19 protein-coding genes are annotated in these 20,708 nt (G+C 61.5%); 6 read left to right on the forward strand and 13 right to left on the reverse strand.

The genetic code is table 11. The features are described from left to right. The first annotated feature begins 57 nt into the window (after positions 1 to 57). A complete protein-coding gene (locus tag AACY19_RS10200; RefSeq protein ID WP_339450121.1) occupies positions 58 to 1,080 on the forward strand; it encodes an AbrB family transcriptional regulator in 1,023 nt (340 codons plus the stop codon). On the opposite strand, the gene AACY19_RS10205 is transcribed toward AACY19_RS10200, so the two are convergent. Genes AACY19_RS10205 through AACY19_RS10215 form a run of 3 tightly spaced genes read right to left on the reverse strand, consistent with a single transcriptional unit; the run spans position 1,081 to position 4,760 of the window. Next, the gene (locus AACY19_RS10205; protein WP_339450122.1) at positions 1,081 to 2,100 is read right to left on the reverse strand and encodes a DUF2955 domain-containing protein; all 1,020 of its coding nucleotides are present in this window, start codon (positions 2,098 to 2,100) and stop codon (positions 1,081 to 1,083) included. It lies immediately after the preceding gene. Further along, the gene (locus tag AACY19_RS10210) at positions 2,090 to 3,214 is read right to left on the reverse strand and encodes an HlyD family secretion protein (RefSeq protein ID WP_339450123.1); all 1,125 of its coding nucleotides are present in this window, start codon (positions 3,212 to 3,214) and stop codon (positions 2,090 to 2,092) included. The genes AACY19_RS10205 and AACY19_RS10210 overlap by 11 nt, the downstream gene beginning before the upstream one ends. Beyond that, positions 3,207 to 4,760: a TolC family protein gene (locus tag AACY19_RS10215; protein ID WP_339450124.1), complete on the reverse strand. Its 1,554-nt coding sequence runs from the start codon at positions 4,758 to 4,760 to the stop codon at positions 3,207 to 3,209. The genes AACY19_RS10210 and AACY19_RS10215 overlap by 8 nt, the downstream gene beginning before the upstream one ends. 130 nt (positions 4,761 to 4,890) lie before the next feature. Here AACY19_RS10215 and AACY19_RS10220 point away from each other — a divergent pair, with 130 nt between their 5' ends. Both AACY19_RS10220 and AACY19_RS10225 read left to right on the forward strand, forming a co-directional pair. Next, on the forward strand, positions 4,891 to 5,409 hold the full coding sequence (locus tag AACY19_RS10220) for a transporter suffix domain-containing protein (RefSeq protein WP_339450125.1): 519 nt from the start codon (positions 4,891 to 4,893) through the stop codon (positions 5,407 to 5,409). 250 nt (positions 5,410 to 5,659) lie between these two features. Continuing rightward, entirely contained in the window at positions 5,660 to 6,445 is a 786-nt protein-coding gene (locus AACY19_RS10225) for a DeoR/GlpR family DNA-binding transcription regulator (protein ID WP_339450126.1), read from the forward strand. A gap of 116 nt (positions 6,446 to 6,561) precedes the next feature. Here AACY19_RS10225 and AACY19_RS10230 read toward each other — a convergent pair whose 3' ends face one another. From AACY19_RS10230 to moaA, 4 genes are all read right to left on the reverse strand, one after another. Continuing rightward, positions 6,562 to 7,845 carry an NAD(P)/FAD-dependent oxidoreductase gene (locus AACY19_RS10230; RefSeq protein WP_339450127.1) on the reverse strand — a complete coding sequence of 428 codons (1,284 nt, stop codon included), beginning with the start codon at positions 7,843 to 7,845 and terminating at the stop codon, positions 6,562 to 6,564. A 155-nt stretch (positions 7,846 to 8,000) separates the two neighbouring features. Beyond that, positions 8,001 to 9,365, reverse strand: a complete 1,365-nt coding sequence (locus tag AACY19_RS10235; protein WP_339450128.1) for a glutamine synthetase family protein — start codon at positions 9,363 to 9,365, stop codon at positions 8,001 to 8,003. Between the two features lie 520 nt (positions 9,366 to 9,885). Further along, positions 9,886 to 10,782 carry a bestrophin family protein gene (locus AACY19_RS10240; RefSeq protein WP_339450129.1) on the reverse strand — a complete coding sequence of 299 codons (897 nt, stop codon included), beginning with the start codon at positions 10,780 to 10,782 and terminating at the stop codon, positions 9,886 to 9,888. Between the two features lie 35 nt (positions 10,783 to 10,817). Next, positions 10,818 to 11,816 (reverse strand): GTP 3',8-cyclase MoaA, encoded by a 999-nt coding sequence (moaA, locus tag AACY19_RS10245; protein WP_339450130.1) that lies wholly within the window; start codon positions 11,814 to 11,816, stop codon positions 10,818 to 10,820. A gap of 276 nt (positions 11,817 to 12,092) precedes the next feature. Here moaA and AACY19_RS10250 point away from each other — a divergent pair, with 276 nt between their 5' ends. Next, positions 12,093 to 12,551 (forward strand): REP-associated tyrosine transposase, encoded by a 459-nt coding sequence (locus tag AACY19_RS10250; protein WP_339450131.1) that lies wholly within the window; start codon positions 12,093 to 12,095, stop codon positions 12,549 to 12,551. 515 nt (positions 12,552 to 13,066) lie between these two features. Here the strand turns inward: AACY19_RS10250 and AACY19_RS10255 are convergent. Next, positions 13,067 to 13,918, reverse strand: coding sequence for a CAP domain-containing protein (locus tag AACY19_RS10255; RefSeq protein ID WP_339450132.1), 852 nt, complete (start codon positions 13,916 to 13,918; stop codon positions 13,067 to 13,069). Between the two features lie 199 nt (positions 13,919 to 14,117). Between AACY19_RS10255 and AACY19_RS10260 the strand changes: the two genes are divergently transcribed. Then, positions 14,118 to 14,738, forward strand: coding sequence for a cell wall hydrolase (locus AACY19_RS10260; RefSeq protein ID WP_339450133.1), 621 nt, complete (start codon positions 14,118 to 14,120; stop codon positions 14,736 to 14,738). Here AACY19_RS10260 and AACY19_RS10265 read toward each other — a convergent pair. Then, entirely contained in the window at positions 14,735 to 15,622 is an 888-nt protein-coding gene (locus AACY19_RS10265) for a LysR family transcriptional regulator (protein WP_339450134.1), read from the reverse strand. The genes AACY19_RS10260 and AACY19_RS10265 overlap by 4 nt on opposite strands. A 103-nt stretch (positions 15,623 to 15,725) precedes the next feature. Between AACY19_RS10265 and AACY19_RS10270 the strand changes: the two genes are divergently transcribed. Beyond that, the gene (locus tag AACY19_RS10270) at positions 15,726 to 17,138 is read left to right on the forward strand and encodes an MFS transporter (protein WP_339450135.1); all 1,413 of its coding nucleotides are present in this window, start codon (positions 15,726 to 15,728) and stop codon (positions 17,136 to 17,138) included. A gap of 122 nt (positions 17,139 to 17,260) precedes the next feature. Here AACY19_RS10270 and AACY19_RS10275 read toward each other — a convergent pair whose 3' ends face one another. The 4 genes from AACY19_RS10275 to AACY19_RS10290 all read right to left on the reverse strand — a co-directional run bounded on the left by AACY19_RS10275 (position 17,261) and on the right by AACY19_RS10290 (position 20,613). Continuing rightward, a complete protein-coding gene (locus AACY19_RS10275; RefSeq protein WP_339450136.1) occupies positions 17,261 to 18,658 on the reverse strand; it encodes a heavy metal sensor histidine kinase in 1,398 nt (465 codons plus the stop codon). Beyond that, positions 18,655 to 19,326, reverse strand: a complete 672-nt coding sequence (locus AACY19_RS10280) for a heavy metal response regulator transcription factor (RefSeq protein WP_339450137.1) — start codon at positions 19,324 to 19,326, stop codon at positions 18,655 to 18,657. The genes AACY19_RS10275 and AACY19_RS10280 overlap by 4 nt, the downstream gene beginning before the upstream one ends. A 9-nt stretch (positions 19,327 to 19,335) precedes the next feature. Then, positions 19,336 to 19,593, reverse strand: coding sequence for a DUF2790 domain-containing protein (locus AACY19_RS10285; RefSeq protein ID WP_339450138.1), 258 nt, complete (start codon positions 19,591 to 19,593; stop codon positions 19,336 to 19,338). A 306-nt stretch (positions 19,594 to 19,899) separates the two neighbouring features. After that, positions 19,900 to 20,613 (reverse strand): murein L,D-transpeptidase catalytic domain family protein, encoded by a 714-nt coding sequence (locus AACY19_RS10290; protein ID WP_339450139.1) that lies wholly within the window; start codon positions 20,611 to 20,613, stop codon positions 19,900 to 19,902. Positions 20,614 to 20,708 lie beyond the last annotated feature (95 nt).

Below are 20,708 nucleotides of genomic sequence, written 5' to 3' on the forward strand. Positions count from 1 at the left end.
GTGGGGCCGGTGATTTTTCGCTGACGTTGGGTCAGTTCAGTAGCCAGGAAGGCGACCATGAAATCCATTCTATGTTTGTTGATTGCGACCGCTTTCGGCGCATTGTTGCAGTACCAGGGCGTGCCCCACGGTTTGCTGTTGGGCTCGATTGTCGTCACCGCATTGTTCGCCAGTAATATCGGGATCGCGCCGGCAACCCCTTATGGTCTGGGCTACATCCAGGTGACGCTGGGCATCGCCACCGGGCTGATGTTCGAAGCGTGGGACAGCGCGACAGCCTCGACGATGCTGCCGAGCCTCGGCGTGTTGCTGATCTGTCTGACAGTGCAGATCGCGCTCTCGGCATGGTGGCTGACACGCGGTGCGGGCTGGAATCGCACCGATGCGCTGCTGGCGGTTTATCCCGGCGCACTGGCGGCAGTGTTCGATTTGCTCGAATCGGAGAAAGCGTCGAGCAAGGTCATCATCGTGCACCTGATGCGGCTGCTGTTGATCACGGTGCTGGTGAGTTTCCTGATTCCCGGCCAGGCAGCAACGGTGGCGGTTGCCGACAGTGATCCGCTGACGACAGGCATGGCGCTGACCGCGTTTTCGGTTATCGCGTTGAGCGTGCTGCTCGGGCGCTTGTTGCTGGTGATCGGCGTTCCGGCACCGTTCATGCTCACGGCGATCATCATCACTGCTGTGTTCGTGAAGTCGGGATGGCTGCACGGCTTCCACATGCCCGATTGGAGCCTGAACCTGGCGGCGCTGATTCTCGGCGTGCGCATCGGTTCAAGGTTTCAGGGGCTGGGCCTGGCGGAGCTGGCACGCCATGGCCGCACGGCGTTGGCTTCGGTCGGTTTGATGATCGTGGTCGCAGCAGCCTTCGCCGAAGTGGCGGCGCGCTGGTTGGGCAGTGATCCGCTGTCGCTGTGGCTGGCCTATATGCCGGGAGCGATTGAGACGATTGCCATCGTGGCTTTTGGCGGCGGGCTGAATGTGGTGTTCATTTTGACTCACCATCTGAGCCGGATGGTGCTGTTGCATTTCGCCCCGGCGTTGCTGGTGCAGGTGCGGCGGGTGCGGGAACAAGGCTGATCATGCCTTGACGCCGGTTCTGCGCGCGACCAGCACATGCATCATCAGCACGCCATAAAGCGTCACCAGAATGAACAACCCCATCCGTACCGCAAACGCGGTGTACACGTCCTTGCCCGCGGCGCTGTCCTGCACCGACTGCCCGAGCAGGATGATCAGGGTGATGAAGGTGTTGAGCCAGAACCCGGGGCTCAATTGCGTCGGGCTCAGGCGATAGAGTTTGCGCGCCAGCCACAGGCCGAACAGCAGCGTCCACAGAAAGAACATCCACAAGTGCACGAACAGGCTCAAGCCGCACCAGAGCAGCACCGCCAGCACGCCGGCCAGTAGCGTCGAGCCGAGCAGTTCGCGGCTGGCGTGGTGGGTCTGGGTGGTGGAGGTTTGCTGGCCGAGGCTGACGGCTTTGAGGATGATCGGCAGGTAGCTCGCCAGGTCGCTCAGGGCCAGCAGAAACGTCGGCAGCACGATCAGTGTGGCGCGCAGGGCGACTCGCGGGATTTCATTGGCAGGCAAGGCCGGTGGTTTGGGGGCGGCAGGGCTGTCGCGACGTTCCGGGAACAGCGCGTGACTGAGGCCGAGCACTGCGACGGCCAGCAACAGGCCTTTGACCAACGCGCCGATCACCGCCATCGCCAGATCGAATTCAGCGAAACCGGCGGCGGAGATCATGGTCATGCCGATCACCAGAAACATCATGATCAAGGGGTTGCCGCCACGCAGGCCGAAGCGGAACACCAGAAACAGGCCGAGGCCGATCAGCAGCACGCCGCTCACCGGGTAGTAACGCAGCAACGGCACCAGCAGCAGGCCGATGCTGGTGGTGAGCGCGGCCACCAGTGCCAGCGCCAATGCGCCTTTGAGGGGAAGGGGACCGGGCAGGCTGGCGAGCAGCAACACGGCAAGCACTGGCGAGATGAACGGCAGCGGCAAGGCGAAACCATAACTGGCGGCGGTGCACAGCGCCGTGCCGAACGCCAGGCGCAACGCCCGTTGCGCCGGCACGCTGCGTTCAGTAGGCATACGACAGCCAGCTCATCAGCCTGACAAACAGCCGGCCCAACGGATTGAGCAGGTTACCGTCGGTGGGAAACGCCATGACTTCCGCCTGTCCTCCGGCACGGATTGCGCGGCTGTCGAACAAGCGCTTTTTTGCCTCGTCTGTGAACTCGATAATCACCGGAAAGCGTTGTGCCGGGCGCAGCCAGTCGCGGCTGTTCTGGATGCTCGGCAGGGTCCCGGGCGCGGGCGTCTGGCCGACGCTCACGCCATAACCGACGCTGCGCACACGGCCGTCGAGCACTTCGCCGGGCAGCGCGTCAAGGACGATTGCCACCGGGGTGCCGGGTTGCACGCGGCCCAGGTTGTTTTCGGTCAGGTCGGCGCTGATCCAGACATCGTGAATAGCGATCAGGGTCATGACCGGGCTGCCGGCGGCGGTGAACTGGCCGACGTCTGTGCGCAGGTCGGTGATCAAACCGGCGGAACGGGCGCCGATGCGTGTATTGGCCAGATCCAGTTCCGCCTTGGCCAGCGCAGAGGCAGCGCTGCGCAGCAGGGCGTTGGTGTCCGTGCTGCCGCCTTCCTGTTCCTGTGCCCGTTGCACTTCGGCGCGGGCGGCGGCGACCTGGGCGAGCGCTTGTTCGCGGTTGGCCCGAGAGACTTCCAGCAGGCGCACGGAAACCGTGCCCGGGTCCTGTTTGTACAGGCCTTCAAGACGCTGGTTGTCCTGGCGCGCCTTCAACTCGTTGGCCTGGGCGGCGCGCAGCGAGGCTTGCGCCGAAGCGATGCCGGCGGTGCTCGCGCCGACCTGACGGCGGGTCGACTCCAGATCGGCTTTCGCCCGATCCACGGCGATTTGCAACGGCTGTGGATCGAGTTCGAAAAGGATGTCGCCCGCCCTGACGTCCTGATTGTTGCGCACGTTGACTTTGATCACCCGGCCCGCGACTTCCGCCGCCACCGGAATCACAAATGCACCGACCCGCGCCTGTTGGGTATAGGGCGTGTAGCGGTCGGCCAGCAGATACCAGGCCAGGCTGAGCACGATCAACAGCAGCACCCAGCGGAGGCCTTTTTTTGCCGGGTCAGGTTGAACCGCTGCGGGAGCGGGTGTTGGAGGCGCGGCGTCAGTCATGGCGGCTTACCTGCGGTGGAAGGGGATACGCCGGTCGGGCGGGTGGCGCGCTGAGCAGATCGCCCCAGTCGGTGCGTTGCTGCATCTGTTGCCGGGTGGGCTCGTCAATCGGCGGCGCGCTGTTTTGCCAGCCGCCACCGAGGGCTTTGTACAAGGCAATCAGATTGCTCACTGCATCGCTGCGGCTGACCAGATAGTTATCCTGCAACTCCAGCAGGGCGCGCTGGGCGTCGAGCACTCGCTGAAAATCCGTATAGCCTTCGCGGTACAGCGTATTGGCGAGCACCAGTGAGCGCCGCGCCGCGCCTTCGGCCTCGCGCAGAATACGTTCGCGCTCCAGCGCCTTGCTCAGGCCGCTGGCAGCGTCGTCAGCCTCGCGTGCAGCCTGGCGCACTTTGTCGCGATAGGCTTCGATCAGTTGCTGCAGGCGTGCGTCCTGCACACGCACGTTGTTGCGGATGCGCCCGTAATCGAAGAGGTTCCAGCGCAGGCTCGGGCCGCCGATCAGATCAAGGCTGCGCGGCGTTGCACTGAGGGAATCGGTGGACCAGACGATACTGCCGAGCAAGGTCAGCGACGGGTACAGGTCGGTTTCGGCGACACCGACCAGCGCCGACTGCGCCGCGACGTTCAGTTCCGCCGCACGCACATCCGGGCGCCGCAGCAACAGGTTGGCCGGAATATCCTGCAATACCGCTCGATCTATCAGCGGAATCAGCCCTGTCTGTTCGGCCAGCAGCGCAGCGCCGCCCGGCGGCTGCCCCACCAGCACGGCCAACGCGTTGCGCGTGCGCAGGAGCTGATCTTCGAACGCCGGGAGGCTGCTCAGCGTGCCGAGGTACTGGGTTTTCGCCTGTTGCAGGTCGAGTTCGGCGGTCTGCCCGCTGTTGAAGAGTTTTTCGGTGATCTCGAAATTGCGTTGCTGCTGATTGGCGTTTTCCCGGGCGACGCGCAGGCGTGCTTCGGTGGTCCGCAACAGGAAATAGGTGTCAGCGACCTGTGCACGCAGCAGCACCGAAGCGTCTTCGTAGTTGGCCTGGGCAGCGAAGTAACTGGCATCGGACGATTCGATGGCCCGGCTGAAGCGCCCCCAGAAATCCAGTTCCCAACCGACATCGAACGCCGCGCTGTGTTGCCAGAACTGGTGATCCTGCGGATTGGTGCCGCCAGACTGATGACGGTCGACGTACAGGCTGTCGGCGCCCAGCTGCTGCAGTTGCGGGTAGCGGCCACTTTCGGCGATGCCCAATTGTGCGCGGGCTTCGAGGACTCGCAGACCGGCGATTTTCAGGCTGCTGTTGCGCGCATCCGCCTCGGCGATCAAGCGGTCGAGCACCGGATCGGCGAACACTTGCCACCACTGGCGCAGGTTCGGCTGGTCTGCCCGCTGGCTGGCCCGCTCAAGCGCGGTGCTGCTCCATTGCCGGCTCCAGGTTTCGCCCGGCGGCTGGAAATCAGGGCCCAGTTTTACGCAGCCGCTCAGGCTGAGGGCGATGAGCAACAACAGATGACCGGGCTGCGCCAGCGTGGCTGTTGTCGGAGGCATTGCGCGTGTCCATGGTCGCAAGGATCACTGGAGCATAGACGGCGGTTGGCCGCGTGTTCGGGCGAATCTGCTGCTACGCTTTTCAAGCGATCCTTCGCGACCCGCACCCTCGATCAAAAGGTACGTTGCCATGGACACTTCACAGGATCCGGTTGTACCGGCCACCGCTGCCAACTGGCGCTTCAAGGCTGGTGTGGCGATCATCTGCGTGATGCTTGGCTCGTGGCTGATGGTGCCGCTGGCGGCGAGCCTCGATGTGCCCGGCTCGAAAGTCGCGGCGCTGACCGGGGTGCTGTTCATCAGCAACAAGGTGCTGTTGCTGCTGGTGATTGCGGTGATGGGCAAAGCCGGGTTTGCCGAACTCAAGCGCAAGATCGGCAGCTACGTGTCGGGGATCATTCCGACACCGGCCGAAGAGGTCGGGCCGATGCGGCACCGGGTCGGCGTGGTGATGTTCTGGTTGCCGCTGCTGACGGCGTTTCTCGAACCGTATTTCGATAACTTCTGGCCCGGCTTGCGCCCCAATCTGTGGCAGATGCAACTGCTCGGCGACCTGATGTTCATCGGCAGTTTCTTCGTGCTCGGCGGAAATTTCTGGGACAAGGCCCATGCGCTGTTTGTGCGCACGGCGCGGGTGGTGTCGGCCTGACTGATCAGGCGTGCCCGAGCGCCACGGCAAACGACACGACGATCATGCACGCGAAGGCAAAATTGAGATTCATGGGTCTTCATCCTGAGTCTTTTGGAAGTGCGGCCATTCTGAACAGGTTCAAAGTCAGGAAAAAATTCGCCGTGTTGATTCCAATGATCGAAACAATTGATACCCGCCGGTTTGTGTTTGGGCGAGGCTTTCGCTAGTCTCGCCAAACCTGCAACTACAAGCATAAACAGGCATCACCATGCACGATCATTCCGCGGCTGAACTGCCATCCCTGCGCCGGCAGAAAATCCTTTTGCTCCTCGAACGTGACGGCAAGGTCATGGCGTCCGAGTTGAGCCAGCACTTTGCGGTGTCCGAGGACACCATCCGCCGTGATCTGGCTGAACTGGACAATGCAGGGCTGGTGCAGCGCGTGCATGGCGGTGCATTGCCGAGACCGAAAGACTCGGGCAAGGACTACTTCACCCGCCTGGACGAAACCGACGAGGTGAAGATTCGCCTGGCGCAACGGGCGGCGCAGCAAATCGAGGATGGGCAGATTGTGCTGTTCGATTCCGGTTCGACCACGCTGCAGGTCGCGCGGTCGCTGCGTGCCGATATCAGCATCACCGCGGTGACCGCTTCACCGATGACGGCGATTGCCTTGTCGGAATTCAAAGGTGTGAAGGTGATTCTCGCCGGCGGCCAGTTGAACCCGCGAACCATGGCTGCGGGCGGGCATGAGGCGCTACGTTTGCTGGCGGGGATCAGGGCGGATCTGGCGATTACCGGGGTCTGCGCCATCCATCCGGAGGTGGGGATCACCTCGCTGCATTTTGATGAAGTGCCGGTGAAGCAGGCGATGCTCGACGGCGCGGCGCGGGTGATAGCAGTGACGTCGGCAGATAAGCTCGGGGCCGTTGAACCGTTTGTGGTCGCGCCGTGCACGCGCCTGCATACGTTGATTACCGAGCAGCATGTGGCGTCGGGGAGTGTCGAGGATTATCGACGGTTGGGGATTGTGGTGGAGCAATTGCCCGATTGAGGTTTTGTGCTGGACTCAAGGGCCTCTTCGCGAGCAAGCCCGCTCCCACACTGGAATGCAATCCACCTGTGGGAGCGGGCTTGCTCGCGAAAGGGTCAGCTGGATCAGCACAGGGTTCAACGCAACTTTTCGAGCATCTGGTAGTACCACATCCCCGCCGCCAGCAACGGGTTGCCGAGCCAATCACCCATTGGCACACGAATGTGCTGGCATGCGGCAAAGGTGTCGAACTGCGCCATCTGCCCGGTGATCGCCCGGCTCATGATTTCGCCCATGATGTGCGTCGTGGCGATGCCGTGCCCGGAGTAGCCCTGGCAATACCAGACGTTGTCCGAGAGTTTGCCCAGTTGCGGGATGCGGTTGATGACGATGCCCATCGCGCAACTCCACTGGTAGTCGATCTGCACGCCTTTGAGCGCCGGGAAGGTTTGCTCGATGCAGGGGCGCAGTTCGGCGGCGATGTCCCGCGAATCCTTGCCACTGTAGTTGGCGCCGCCGCCGAACAGCAAACGCCCATCGGCGGTGAGCCGGTAGTAGTCGAGAACGAAGCGGCAGTCGTACACCGCCAGGTCTTGAGGGTTGATCTGTTTAGCCAGATCGCCTAACGGTGCGGTGGTGACGATGCCGCCCATCGCCGGGAAAATCTTGCCCTTGAGCTGGCCCGGTTCGAGTTTGTGATAGACGTCGCCGGCGAGCATCACCTGATTGGCGTCGATCTGGCCGTGAGCCGTGCGCACACCGGGCTTGGCGCCGTGAATGATCTCCAGCACTTCACTGTTTTCAAAGATCAGCGCACCGAGACTTTCCGCCGCCCGTGCTTCACCGATGCACAGGTTGAGCGGGTGCAAGTGCATGTTGCGCGTATTCTTGATGGCGCCGTGGTAGAGCTCGCTTTGCAGCAGATCGCGCACCTGGCTGCGGTCGAGCAGGCTGACCTCATCGGCCAATCCACGGCGCATGGCTTCTTCGTAATCGTTGCGCAGACCGGTCATGTGGCTGGGCTTGTACGCCGCGTGCAAGTGACCGTGTTTGAGGTCGCACTGGATGGCGTATTTTTCCACGCGTTGCTGGATGATTTCATGCCCGCGCCAGCGCAGGTGCCAGATGAAATCATCAACGCTCTCCCCGAGTTTCGGGCGCATCTGTTTGCGCATCGCACCGTCGCCGGAGAGGCTGCCGGTGACCTGGCCGCCATTGCGCCCGGTGGCGCCCCAGCCGATTTTATGGCTTTCGACGATGGCGACCTTCAGGCCTTTTTCGGCGAGCTCAACGGCAGTGGCGACGCCGGTGAAACCGCCACCGATGATCACCACGTCGACACTGTGACGGCCTTGCAGGGTCGGGTAGTCGGTGTCCTGGTTGAGGGTGGCGGTGTAATAAGAGTTGCAGCGTTCAGTCATGTCAGTGTCCACACAAGTTTCGAATTCGGCACGCGGGCCCTTTGTGGGAGCGGGCTTGCTCGCGAAGGCGCCGTCACATTCAACATCTCTATTGACTGACACGCCGCATTCGCGAGCAAGCCCGCTCCCACAGGGGGGAGTGTTCGAGCAAGTCATCAGGCCTCGGTCAGATACCAACGCCAATCCTGCTCACCCACTTCAGCCATGAACTGCCGATACTCGGCACGCTTCACCGCCAGATACACCCCGAGAAATTCCTGCCCCAACGCATCCCGCGCCCACACCGAATTTTCCAGCGCCTGCAGCGAGGTCAGCCAATCGGTCGGCAACAATTCCTTCGCCTGCGCATAACCATTGCCCTCGACCGGCGCCCCCGGGTCGAGGTCTTCACGAATGCCGCGATGGATGCCCGCAAGAATCGCCGCTGCCGCCAGATAAGGGTTGGCATCGGCACCGCAGATGCGGTGTTCGATATGCCGTGTGTTGGCCGGGCCGCCCGGTACGCGCAGGCTGACGGTGCGGTTGTCGACGCCCCACGTTGGCGCCAGTGGCGCGTAACTGTTGGCCTGGAAGCGCCGATACGAGTTGGCGTTCGGGCAGAACAGCAGCAGCGAATCGAGCAGCGAGGCAAGCATGCCGCCAATCGCTGTGCGCAGCAGCGGGGTGCCGGCCGGGTCTGCGCAGGCGAACAGATTGTGGCCCGCGCCATCGGCCAGACTGACATGCATGTGCATACCGGTGCCGGCCAGATCATCGAACGGCTTGGCCATGAACGTCGCCTGCATCCCGTGCTTGTGCGCCACGGCTTTGACCAGCCGTTTGTAGCGTACCGCCTGATCCATCGCTTCCAGCGCATCACCGTGTTCGAGGGTAATTTCGACCTGACCCGGGGCGTATTCGGAAATCGCCGTGCGTGCCGGAATACCGTGGAGTTTGCAGGCGCTGTAGAGGTCGGCGAGGAACGGCTCGATCTGTTCCAGTTCACGCAAACCGTAGACCTGCGTGTGTCGCGGTCGGCCACCGTCGGCGTCCAGTGCCGGTTGCGGACGCCCGTGGTGGTCGCGTTTGGCGTCGAGCAGATAGAACTCCAGTTCGCAGGCCATTACCGGGTGATATCCCTCGGCTTTCAAAGCGTCAATGATCTTGATCAGCAAATGGCGCGGGTCGGCGATGCTGGCGGGCATGCCCTCTGTCGGGTGCATGCTGACCTGCACCGCAGCGGTGGGAATCTTGCGCCATGGCAGGCGTACCAGACTGCCTGGCAACGGGTAGGCGCGGCAGTCGATATCGCCAACGTCCCAAACCAGCCCGGAGTTCTCGACGTCTTCACCTTGCACAGTCAAACCCAGGATGGTGCTCGGCAGCGGACGACCGCTTTCATACACGGCGAGCAGTTCTTCGCGATGCAACAACTTGCCCCGTGGCACACCGTTGGCGTCGAGGATGAACAACTCGATCATGTCGATATCGGGGTTTTGCTCAAGGAACAGGCGTGCGTCTTCAATGGCTGCGAATTTCATAATCAATCACTCACGATGGCGCCGCACAGGCGCGCAGATTCGGGCCGGACACGACGCGCAAAAGAGGCGTGGGTGTCCTGGCAGGGATATCAGGAAGGGGGAGACTGTCGCGGCTTTTTTAACGGGCGCGATCAGACGGGCAGGGCGATATCCGGCGGGCGTGCGGAGTGACGCAGCTTGGAACGGCGCAGGGCCATGGGGAGATTGACGATGCGATTCATGCGCGGCCCCTGTTGCAGAGAGCGCGCACAGCGGAGACGTTCAACGATTCTGGTTGTTGTGGTGACGTGCTCATAACGCATGTTTCCGTTGGCGGAAAACGTCGGAGGCGGGCTCGATACCGCCTCCGGTGTGCCCGGATAGTAAGGGGGAAATCGTGGGCGTGTAAACGATCAATGTGAATTATCTTGAACACTCGGCTCGGCTTCGGTCGATCAACCGAAAAAGGGTGTTGGCTGACCAGGCTCCTTCGCGAGCAAGCCCGCTCCCACAGGGGGGGCGGGGTTTGTGGATTTGAGTCTCAGCTCAGGACATAGTCCACAGGCTTCAGCGCCGGCGGTACTTCGGCGCCGAGTTCGGCTTGGATGTCGCGTTCGATGCTGCGTACCAGCGCGTCTGTTGGCAGGTCGTTTTCATCGCGGCCGAAGGGGTCTTCCAGTTCGTCGGCAATCGCATCCAGACCAAAAAACGTGTAGCTGACAATCGCCGTGAACAGCGGTGTCAGCCACCCCAGCGGTTCGGCCATGGCGAACGGCAGCAGAATGCAGAACAGATAGATCGTGCGGTGCAGCAGCAGGGTGTAAGGGAAGGGCAGTGGGGTGTTCTTGATCCGCTCGCAGGTCGCTTGTGCCTGGGTCAGGCCGGTCAGGTGATCGGCCAGCAGCATGTAGCGCCATTCGCTCAACTCGCCCGTCTGCTGCAGATCGGAACATTGCTGGCCGACCTGTTGCAGAATCCTCCCGCTGTAGTCCGGCACCTGCGCATCGTATTTCGGCATGATCCACTGACTGCTGGCCGCGGCTTCGTCTTCCCGGCGCAGCCGCGCGTTCAGCGCATGGGCAAACCCGCACAAATTCAGCAGCAACGGTTTGCGCTCAGCCGATTCGCGAATCACATGGGTTTCACGAATCACCGAACGAATGTGCACGATCACTTCACCCCACGCTTTACGCGCTTCGTACCAGCGGTCATAGCAGGCGTTGTTGCGAAAACTCATGAAGATCGACAGGGACAAACCCAGCAGGGTAAACGGCGTGGCGTTGACCTTGGTGAAGCTGCTCGGATGAAGGATTTCCACCAGCACGATGGCCGAGGCGAGCAGGGTGACCATCAAGGTGCGCATGGCAATGCGTTTGGCGATTGAACCCTTGAGGGTAAAGAGAATGGCGAACTGGCTGACCTTGGGTCTGATGATCATGCTGTACGGTTCCGATAACCCTTGGAAGGGGCAGCCTAGCCGCCCGTCATGTTCATGAACCGCACGACCTGAACATCGTCGTTCACTTCGAAATTGTGCCGGTACGGCTTGAGTTTCATCGCCTCGACGATGGCTTTCTCCAGCCGCTGCGGTTGCCCCGGATGAGCGCGCAGCACCGCTTTCAGGTCCACTGAGTGCTCGTTACCCAGACACAGTAGCAGGCGCCCTTCGACGGTCAGCCGCACCCGGTTGCAGGTTCCGCAGAAATTGTGGCTGTGGGGCGAGATAAACCCAAGGCGAATCTGCGGCGCCTCGGCCAGCCGCCAGTAGCGCGACGGGCCTTGAGTCGATTCCGTCGAGTCGATCAAGGTGTAGCGTTCAGCGATCTTTTCCCGCACCTGCGCACTTGAGAAAAACGACTCGGCGCGGCTGTGTTCGCTAATGATTCCCAGCGGCATCTCTTCGATGAAAGAGACGTCGAGCTGACGGTCAATCGCAAAACTCACCAGGTCGTTGATCTCCTGATCATTGCGCCCCTGCATCACCACGACATTGAGTTTAGTGCGGGTAAAACCGGCCTTGCGCGCCGCATCGATGCCGTCGATCACCTGCGCCAGATCGCCGGTGCGGGTCATCTGCTGGAAACGCTGTGGATCGAGGCTGTCGAGGCTGATGTTCAGGCGTTTGACCCCGGCATCGAACAAAGGCGCGGCGAGTTTGCCAAGCTGCGAGCCGTTGGTGGTCATGCACAGTTCGCGCAGGCCGGGCAGGGCGGCAATCTGCTCACACAACCTGACAACGCCCGGACGAATCAACGGCTCGCCACCGGTCAGGCGAATCTTGCGCGTCCCGAGAGCGACGAAGCCCTGCGCCAATTGAAAAATTTCTTCCAGGGTCAGGATTTTTTGCCGCGGCAGAAACTGCATGTCTTCGGCCATGCAATAGACGCATCGGAAGTCGCAGCGGTCAGTCACCGACATGCGCAGATAGTCGACGCGGCGGTTGTAACCATCGATCAAGACGCGCTCTGACATGACAGCCTCGCAGTTAGGAAAACCACTGTTGCAGGGGTTGGGACCGCGCAGGTTATGGCTAACTTTCAGTGGCGTCCAATCACCGTTTATGAACAGTTGATTGATCCCGTCGATGATGAATGAATTTTCGCTGGAAAGTGGTTAGTCCGAATCGCCTGAGCAAGCCCACTCCCACCTGTGATTCGGTAACCGGACACATCCCGCCAATAATCATGGCTTCACTCTTTGCGCGTTGATCTAGCCTTCCTTGAATCCAATCATGGAGAGGGCAAAGGAATGCCAGAACGTTTTTCATCTCATCGACTCAGAAGCGGCCGCTATTGCAAAGAAAATGGCATCTATCTTTTAACCGCCAATACTCTGGAAAGGGTACCGATTTTCAGGGATTACAGACTAGGGAGATTGGTGGTCCATCAGTTCAAACAGGCACAGAGGGAGGGCTTTGCTGAAACATTGGCCTGGGTGGTGATGCCGGACCACTTTCACTGGTTGATCCAACTGCAGAAAGGAACGCTCGGCCAACTGATGTGCGAAGCAAAATCTCTGAGCACTCGATCAATCAACAAGGCAACTGGCCGAGAAGGCAGCCTCTGGCAGCAGAGCTTTCATGACCATGCCCTGCGAAAGGAAGAGGACCTGGTAAAGCTGGCGCGGTATGTCGTTGCCAATCCATTACGAGCAGGTCTGGTGGAAAAACTCGGTGATTACCCCTTGTGGGATGCCATTTGGGTATGAATTCTGGTTAGTCCGAATCACCTGTGGGAGCGGGCTTGCTCGCGAAGGCGTCAGGTCAGTCGCGTTCGATGTTGAATGTACCGACCTCTTCGTGAGCAAGCCCACTCCCACCTTCGACTGTATTTCAACTGACGGAACGCGGTTGAATGTGGGAGCGGGCTTGCTAGCGAAGGCGTCGGGTCAGGCGAATTCGATGTTGAATGCACCGACCTCTTCGTGAGCAAGCCCACTCCCACCTTCGACTGTATTTCAACTGACGGAACGCGGTTGAATGTGGGAGCGGGCTTGCTCGCGAAGGCGTCAGGTCAGGCGAATTCGATGTTGAATGTACCGGCCTCTTCGTGAGCAAGCCCACTCCCACCTTCGACTGTCTTTCAACTGACGGACCGCGGTTGAATGTGGGAGCGGGCTTGCTCGCGAAGGCGTCAGGTCAGTCGCGTTCGATGTTGAATGTACCGACCTCTTCGTGAGCAAGCCCACTCCCACATGGGGTCTTTGGGGAGGGGAGATTGGGGTTACTGGGCGCCGAACATGGCGGTCCAGTAGATGCCGGCATTGCTTTTCGGGTCGGTGGCGTAGGCGGCGCCGAGTTCTGTGTATTGCGGGTTCATCAGGTTGGCGCAGTGGCCGGGGCTGGCGAGCCAGCCTTCGACGACTTTGGGCACGGTGTCTTGCCCGGCGGCGATGTTTTCTCCGACCCGTTGGCCGCTGTAACCTGCCAGTTCGGCGCGGTCGCCGGGGGTGCGGCCGTCGCGGTCCTTGTGATCGAAGTAGCTGTTGTTGGCCATGTCGCGGCTGTGATCCTGAGCGATCGTGCCCAGCGTCGCGTTCCAGGCCAGCGGTGCGGCTGCGGTGAACGCCTGGCCACCGCACTGACGCGCCTGGCTGCGGGCAACGTTGAGTTCGTTGAGCAGCTTCTGCCCTTCGCTTTGCGCATCGCCCAGCCTGGCCGACAGCAGCGGGCGCGCCAGCACAATGCGCCAGTCACGGTCTTCGCGGCTGACTCCGACATCGACGAACTGCGGATCGAGCACCACCTGACAGAAACTCTCCTGAATCGCCTTCATCGCCGACGCTGCATCGCGCGGGCCGTTGAGGGTGATCGCCTGCACATTGACCATCGGGTAACTGGCGCTGGCCATGGCTTGTTGCAGATCGACAGCACCGCTGGCGGGTAATCTCAGCCGTGGATCAGCCGACAGCGGTGGCAGTTCATTCGATGCTTGCGAACCGCAACGCTGCGGCTGGCTGCGGTAGCTGTTGATCGACTCGATCAATTGCGACTCATCGCCAGCCAGCGCCGGGATGGCCAACATAACGCCCACGGACAACGCGGCAAAACGCAAAACGGATGGCATGAAGCGCATGGAAATCTCCCTTGAGCTGAATGCGCCCATGATGCGCGAAAGGCCCCCGGTGAGTGCAATGTCTTTTTTCTTCATTCAGCCGTTTTTCTGCGCAACTTTGCCTCTGGATTTGCCGTCTACACTCACCGAAGACCCCGGAAACCGGGTGTCTCCCCGACGTAACACCTTGCCCGCATCGGGCGCTGCCGGAAGAACAGACATGGGATTGAAAGGCTGGGCGGGTTGTCTCGTATTCACCCTGATGGCGGGCTCCGCATGGGCTACCGATCAGGCCCCGATCAAAGCGAAGGCTGAAGAAAAAGCCGAAGTCCTGGAAGAGAAAGCGGCCGACAACGTTAGCGCCGCCCCGGCACCGAAAGCCGAAGCCATTACCCCGACCGAAGTGCAAGCGGTCGACCCCGCCGGCGCGGCGCCGCTGGACGATCCGATTACCTGTCTGGCGCGCAGTATCTACTGGGAAGCCAAAGGCAGGGACACCCCGGAAATGGAAGCGGTGGCCAGTGTGGTGATGAATCGCCTCGGCCACGAAGGGTTTCCCGACACGGTGTGTGCGGTGGTCAAGCAAGGTTCGGAAACCAGAAGCTGCCAGTTCTCCTGGTGGTGCGATGGCAAGCCGGATCAAGTCAGAGAGGACGCCGAGTACGCGCTGGCCAAGGAAATCGCCGGCAAGGCTTTGAACCGCCAGCTCAAGGACCGCACCAGCGGCGCGTTGTATTTCCATGACCGCAACGTCCACCCGAGCTGGGCCAGGGAATACCGCAAGACCGCTGAAACCGGCAGGTTTCTCTTCTACAAACCTTATGGCGGGGATGCGCGTTAGGCGCAGACTTCGCGAACGCAATGGCGCAGCCAGCGATGCGCCGGGTCGGCGTCCATGCGTGGATGCCAAAGCATGGACACGCAGATCGGTGGCATCTTGAAGGGCAGGGCGAAACTGTGCAGCCCCATGCGCAATTTGCTCGTGTGACGTTCTGGAACAGTGGCGATCAGGTCGGATTCGCGCACCAGCGTCAGCGCCGCCGAGAACCCGCCGAACGAGGTGACGATGTCCCGCGTCAGCCCGGACTCCAGTAGTGCGTCGTCCACCGGGCCGCTGCTGCGTCCGCGTCGGGAAATGAGAATGTGCTGGCCGCCTGCAAAGCGCTTGCTGCTGATCTTGCCCGTACTCAACGCATGCCCCTCACGCACCACGCCGATCCACTGATCCTCAAACAGAATGCGGCTGTGCAGCGTCGGATCGGTGCTGTCGTCGACCACGCCGGTTTCCAGATCGACACGGCCCTCGCGCAGGGGCGTGCTGTCCTTGTCGGCTTTCTGCACAAAGCGCAGGCGCACGTCGGGTGCTTCTGCGGCGATGCGCGCGAGCAGCGCGGCGGCGAAGGTTTCGACGAAACCGTCGGTGTTGCGCAGGGTGAAAGTGCGTTGCAACCGGCGCGGGTCAAGTACTTCAACAGGTCGTAAAACCGCCTCGGCTTCCTGCACCAGATGACTGACCCGTTCGCGCAACTCCAGTGCACGCGGCGTCGGCACCAGACCGCGACCGGCGCGCACCAGCAGCGGATCGCCAGTGGTTTCGCGCAGACGGGCGAGGGCGCGACTCATCGCCGAAGGGCTGAGCCGCAGGCATTTGGCGGCGCGGGCGACACTGCCCTCGCGCAACAACACGTCAAGGGTGATCAGCAGATTGAAATCCGGAGCGGTCATGATATGGCGTCCTGTGCAGCTATCTAGTGCAAATCATGCGTCTTGCGCCTTGTATTGTCGAGGCTCAGGCTAGGGTGATTCACCTTTGCCCTGTGAGCCCGCCATGCCCCGAGAACCCCTGAGCACTCCCGCCCGTTGGGCGCTGACCAGTCTGGCCTTATCGATGTTGATGCCGTCACTGGACACCAGCATTGCCAATGCCGGGCTGCCGATTCTGGCGTCGGCGTTTGAGGCGACGTTTCAACAGGTGCAGTGGATCGTTCTGGCTTATCTGCTGGCGATCACCACGTTGATTGTCAGCATCGGACGTCTGGGGGATGGCCTGGGGCGGCGGCGATTGCTGTTGATCGGGATTGGTATTTTCACCAGCGCTTCGTTGGCTTGTGCACTGGCACCGGGGCTGGGCTGGCTGATCGGCGCACGGGCGGTGCAAGGCGTCGGTGCGGCGATCATGTTCGCGTTAACCGTCGCGCTGGTGTCCGATGCGGTGCCCAAGGCTCGGGCGGGCAGTGCGATGGGACTGCTGGCAACAATGTCGGCGACTGGCACCAGTCTCGGGCCGTCACTGGGCGGACTGTTGATGGCGCATGTGGGCTGGCAGTCGATATTTTTGCTCAACGTGCCATTGGGTCTGCTCAATATTTGGCTGGTGTACCGCTTTCTGCCGGCAGACCGGGCCACAGGCCCGCGTGCTGCGTTCGATTATTCGGGCAGTGCGGTATTGATGTTGACGCTGGCGGCCTATGCGTTGGCAATGACGCTTGAAGGTTTGCTGTTACCGCTGCTGCTCGCCAGCCTGTGCGGCGCGGGATTGTTCATTGTGGTCGAAATGAAGGCCAAATCGCCGCTGATTCGCCTGTCGCTGTTCAGCGACGCTCGACTGAGCAGCGGCCTGGCGCTGACGTTGCTGGTGACGACGGTGATGATGACCACGCTGGTGGTCGGGCCGTTTTACCTCCACCGAGGGTTGGGCCTCAGCAGCACTTTGGTCGGAGTGGCGTTGTCGGTCGGCCCGTTGTTGTCGGCGCTGAGCGGTGTACCGGCCGGACGTCTGGTGGATCGTTTCGGCGCGCAGCGAATCGTGCCTGGCGCATTGCTTGGGTTGGCCTGCGGTTGCGCGTTGTTGGCGATCTTGCCGATGAGTCTCGGACTGCCTGCCTACGTGCTGCCGATCATGGTGGTTGCTGTCAGCTACGCACTGTTTCAGGCGGCCAACAACACCGGGTTGATGGCCGGCGTCAGTCAGGATCAGCGCGGCGTGGTTTCGGCGATGCTCGGGTTGGCGCGCAATCTTGGCTTGATTACCGGCGCGGCGGTGATGGGGGCGGTATTCGCGCTGGCGGCGGGGGGGCCGACGCAGGCGCCCGCGCCGGCGATTGCCAGCGGTTTGCACATCACCTTTGGTGTGGCGGTGGCGTTGATGCTGACGGCGCTGTTCATCAGCCGGGCGCAGTTCCAAGGTGGGAGCGAGCCTGCTCGCGAAGAGGACGGTGCAGCCAGCATCTCCAGTGACTGATCCGCCGCCTTCGCGAGCAAGCCCGCTCCCACAATGATCGGCGTTGAATCCAGGTCTCTGGCCAAAACAAAACCCTGTGGGAGCTGGCTTGCCAGCGATGACGGCGCAACAGTCGATCAAGATCATTGACGGGCAGGGAAGTAGAGTTCAAAGCAGGTGGTGCCGTCGACACTGCTGGCGCTGTAGCGGCCCTGATGCAACTGCATGATGGTCGCAACAATCGACAGGCCCAGACCATTGGATTGCGCCGAGCGCTCGCGGGATTGGTCGACACGGTAAAAGCGCTCGAACAGTCGGGCCAAGTGTTCCGGCGCAATCGTCGCGCCGCGGTTGCGTACTCGCAGGTAAGCGCCGTCCGGCTCGGCCATCGCTTCAACCTCTATCGTCGAATCCGCCGCGCCGTACTTGATCGCGTTGGCGCACAGATTGGCCAAGGCCCGACGCAACAGCATCGGTTCTGCCCAGATCACCCCGCTGCCACGCGCCTCGATAGACACGCCGACATCCGCCGCGAGGCCTTCGAAGTAGTCGGCGATGCGCTGCATCTCATCCGCCGCATTCAGTTCCTGACGCTGGCTCAAGGCGCTGGCCGGGTCAGTACGGGCCAGAAACAGCATGTTGTCGAGCATCCGCGCCAGTCGTTCGAGCTCTTCGATGTTGGACGCGAGCAACTGCTGATAGGCCTCGACGCTGCGGTTCTGATGCAGGGCGACCTGGGTTTCGCCGAGCAGGTTATTGATCGGCGTGCGCAGTTCATGGGCCATGTCGGTGGACACCTGGCTCAACTGCGCGAACCCTTTGCCGAGGCGGTCGAGCATGGCGTTGAACGCTTCGATCATCGGCTGCAACTCGCGCGGCGCACCGTGGCTGTCAAGGCGCTCACCGAGGTTGCCGACGCCGATGCCATGGGCGTGTCTGGCCAGTTGTCGCACCGGCAGCAGGCCGCGATACACCAGCAGGCAGCCGGCCAGCGCCAACACCAGGGCCGCCAGTGACGCCAGGCCATAAACACTTAAACGGTAGTTGGCGAGCATCGCCGTGCGCTCGCTCATCAGGCGCCCGGTGGTGACCTGCAGATTACCCAGCTCGCCGGAATCGATGCGCGCCGCCACCGCCGAAAACGGCACGCCGTTGACACTCGGCAGATGCTGCACGTCGTTCAGGGTCATCGCGTGGTCGACAGGCACCGCTGGCAAGGTTGGCATAGCGAGGTTGCCGGGATTGACCACCAGCAACGGCGGCTGCCCCGGTGCGCCAATGGTCAGCAGTGCCTCGCGGTTGCCGAGCATGTTCTGGAACAGCGCCGGTTTGGTCTTGATCAGCTCCAGGGTATTGCTGTCGTTAAGGAAGCTGCGCAACTGATCGACCCGGCTGACCAGGGAGATGTCGTCGCGGCGGATCAGTTGGTTTTCGAGCTCGCCATACAGTGCCGCGCCGAGCCCCGCGAGCGAGCCGAACGCGAGCAGGGCAAACACCAGCGCCAGGCGCAGGGTCAGGGAATACGGACGGTGGGCGCTCATGGCTGCGTATCGAAGCGGTAGCCGATGCCGCGCACGCTGTGGATCAGCTTGAGCTGGAACGGGTCATCGATCTTCGCCCGCAAGCGGCGCACGGCGACATCGACCACGTTGGTGTCACTGTCGAAATTCATGTCCCATACCCGCGAGGCAATCAGCGAGCGCGCGAGGACTTGGCCGGTGTGTGCGGCGAACAATTGCAGCAAAGCGAACTCTTTGTTGGTCAAGGTGATGCGCACCCCCGCGCGGGTCACGCGACGCTTGGGCACGTCGATCTGCAGGTCGGCGACTTGCAGATGTTCGTCTTCATGAATCGGCCCACGGCGGGTCAGGGTGCGCAGGCGCGCGACCAGTTCAGCGAAGGAAAACGGCTTGATCAGGTAATCGTCGGCGCCCAGTTCCAGGCCTTTGACGCGGTCGGCGATGTCATCGCGGGCGGTAAGGAACAGCACCGGCGTATCGGCTTGCTTGCGCAGCCGGCGCAGGACTTCCCAGCCGTCCATTTTCGGCATCATCACATCGAGCACGATCACGTCGAAGCGGTGTTCCAGCGCCAGATGCAGACCGTCGGCGCCATCACGGGCGAGGCTGACGCTGTAGCCCAGTTCCTGCAAACCGTTGAGCAGGTAATTGCCAGCCTTGGGTTCGTCTTCGACGACGAGAATATTCATCGATCAGCCTCAATGGTCATTGATGCAGCCGGTGCCTTGTACCTGATAGTCCAGCACATGTTCGCGGCCCTGATGGTCAAGATAATTCAACTGCGCCGGCACCACACCGCAGGCTTGGGAAATATCGGTGCTGGACAAGACTTTGTCGACATCCAGATGTACGTAAAACCCGGTTTTGTCATGAATCACTGCAGTGTCGGGCAGGTTGGCGGCGAATGCCGAGCCGGTGGCGAGGAGGGCGGTGAAGGCGAGCAGGAGGGTTTTCATGGTCAGTCACTCAGTGGTCTGGGTTGACCGGCATTGGCGCCGGGACAACTTCAGACTACTGAGCGATCCGCACGGAAAACGGACAGAAGAATGACAAAGCTGTAATGAAACGGTGTGCGAAGATTTTTCGGGTAACTCAATCCCCCTGAGGGAGCGGGCTTGCTCGCGAAGGCGTCAGGTCAGGCGACGTACCTGTTGAATGTGCCGTCCTCTTCGCGAGCAAGCCCGCTCCCACCTTGGAACTGCGTCTGCTGAAGATTGACTGACCAATTCGCTCCCACATTGAGTCATCCGCCGGTGAGATCTTCAGCTCGCGTGGGTGCTGAGAATGCTCGCCACCTGTTGCGGCTGACAGTTGAGGTACGGCGAAGACTTCAGCCAGCGCTGATCCGGATACCACGAGAACATGAACTGGCCATTCTTCAGTCGGTCGATCACCTGTTTGGCAATCTGTGGCCTCACCGCCGGACAACCCTGGCTGCGGCCGATACGGCCCTGACGCTTGCTCCATAGCGGATTCACGTAACTGGCAGCGTGGATGACAATCGCGCGGTCGCGAGCCATATCGTTGAAACCCGGCTCCAGACCATCCATGCGCAGCGAATACCCGTGGGTGCCGCTGTAGCTTTCCTGAGTGCGGAACAGGCCAAGGCTGGACTGGTAACTGCCCTCGACATTGGAGAACTGCGTAGCGAAGTTTTCCCCTGAATTGGAACCGTGGGCGACCAGATCGCGCAGCACTAACTTCTTCTTGCTGAGGTCAAAGATCCACAGGCGGCGTTCGGTGGACGGTTGGGAGTAATCAATGATCGCCAGATGGCGGGACGGTTTCGCACCGTTGTTGACCGCGCATTGCATGGCGCTCAATGCACCTTTGAGCGCCTGGGGATTGAGTTCTGGCGCGGCGTGCGCGAGGCTGGTGAAGAGAACCGGCGATGGCTTGCCGGCGGCAAAAGCTGGACTGGACGCCACGACAACGGTCGCGGTGGTCAGCAGAAGTCGGCGCAAAAACGTCAACATTTATTAAGTGTCCTCACTTGCTACTCATTTGGCACTTTGGCTCCTGACTCCCAGTCGTTACCGGCAAGCCCGAAGATCGAGCCTGACTGTTCAGC

This window comes from Pseudomonas sp. EA_5y_Pfl2_R50 (assembly GCF_963970475.1).
Taxonomy (GTDB): domain Bacteria; phylum Pseudomonadota; class Gammaproteobacteria; order Pseudomonadales; family Pseudomonadaceae; genus Aquipseudomonas.

Bases quoted from the DNA above. Each gene is read 5' to 3' on its own strand.
- AACY19_RS10205 (WP_339450122.1), bottom strand. From the start codon at position 2,100: ATGCCTACTGAACGCAGCGTGCCGGCGCAACGGGCGTTGCGCCTGGCG.
- AACY19_RS10200 (WP_339450121.1), top strand. From the start codon at position 58: ATGAAATCCATTCTATGTTTGTTGATTGCGACCGCTTTCGGCGCATTG.
- AACY19_RS10210 (WP_339450123.1), bottom strand. From the start codon at position 3,214: ATGACTGACGCCGCGCCTCCAACACCCGCTCCCGCAGCGGTTCAACCT.
- AACY19_RS10215 (WP_339450124.1), bottom strand. From the start codon at position 4,760: ATGCCTCCGACAACAGCCACGCTGGCGCAGCCCGGTCATCTGTTGTTG.
- AACY19_RS10220 (WP_339450125.1), top strand. From the start codon at position 4,891: ATGGACACTTCACAGGATCCGGTTGTACCGGCCACCGCTGCCAACTGG.
- AACY19_RS10235 (WP_339450128.1), bottom strand. From the start codon at position 9,365: ATGAAATTCGCAGCCATTGAAGACGCACGCCTGTTCCTTGAGCAAAAC.
- AACY19_RS10275 (WP_339450136.1), bottom strand. From the start codon at position 18,658: ATGAGCGCCCACCGTCCGTATTCCCTGACCCTGCGCCTGGCGCTGGTG.
- AACY19_RS10255 (WP_339450132.1), bottom strand. From the start codon at position 13,918: ATGCGCTTCATGCCATCCGTTTTGCGTTTTGCCGCGTTGTCCGTGGGC.
- AACY19_RS10240 (WP_339450129.1), bottom strand. From the start codon at position 10,782: ATGATCATCAGACCCAAGGTCAGCCAGTTCGCCATTCTCTTTACCCTC.
- moaA (WP_339450130.1), bottom strand. From the start codon at position 11,816: ATGTCAGAGCGCGTCTTGATCGATGGTTACAACCGCCGCGTCGACTAT.
- AACY19_RS10250 (WP_339450131.1), top strand. From the start codon at position 12,093: ATGCCAGAACGTTTTTCATCTCATCGACTCAGAAGCGGCCGCTATTGC.
- AACY19_RS10230 (WP_339450127.1), bottom strand. From the start codon at position 7,845: ATGACTGAACGCTGCAACTCTTATTACACCGCCACCCTCAACCAGGAC.
- AACY19_RS10270 (WP_339450135.1), top strand. From the start codon at position 15,726: ATGCCCCGAGAACCCCTGAGCACTCCCGCCCGTTGGGCGCTGACCAGT.
- AACY19_RS10260 (WP_339450133.1), top strand. From the start codon at position 14,118: ATGGGATTGAAAGGCTGGGCGGGTTGTCTCGTATTCACCCTGATGGCG.
- AACY19_RS10225 (WP_339450126.1), top strand. From the start codon at position 5,660: ATGCACGATCATTCCGCGGCTGAACTGCCATCCCTGCGCCGGCAGAAA.
- AACY19_RS10290 (WP_339450139.1), bottom strand. From the start codon at position 20,613: ATGTTGACGTTTTTGCGCCGACTTCTGCTGACCACCGCGACCGTTGTC.
- AACY19_RS10265 (WP_339450134.1), bottom strand. From the start codon at position 15,622: ATGACCGCTCCGGATTTCAATCTGCTGATCACCCTTGACGTGTTGTTG.
- AACY19_RS10285 (WP_339450138.1), bottom strand. From the start codon at position 19,593: ATGAAAACCCTCCTGCTCGCCTTCACCGCCCTCCTCGCCACCGGCTCG.
- AACY19_RS10280 (WP_339450137.1), bottom strand. From the start codon at position 19,326: ATGAATATTCTCGTCGTCGAAGACGAACCCAAGGCTGGCAATTACCTG.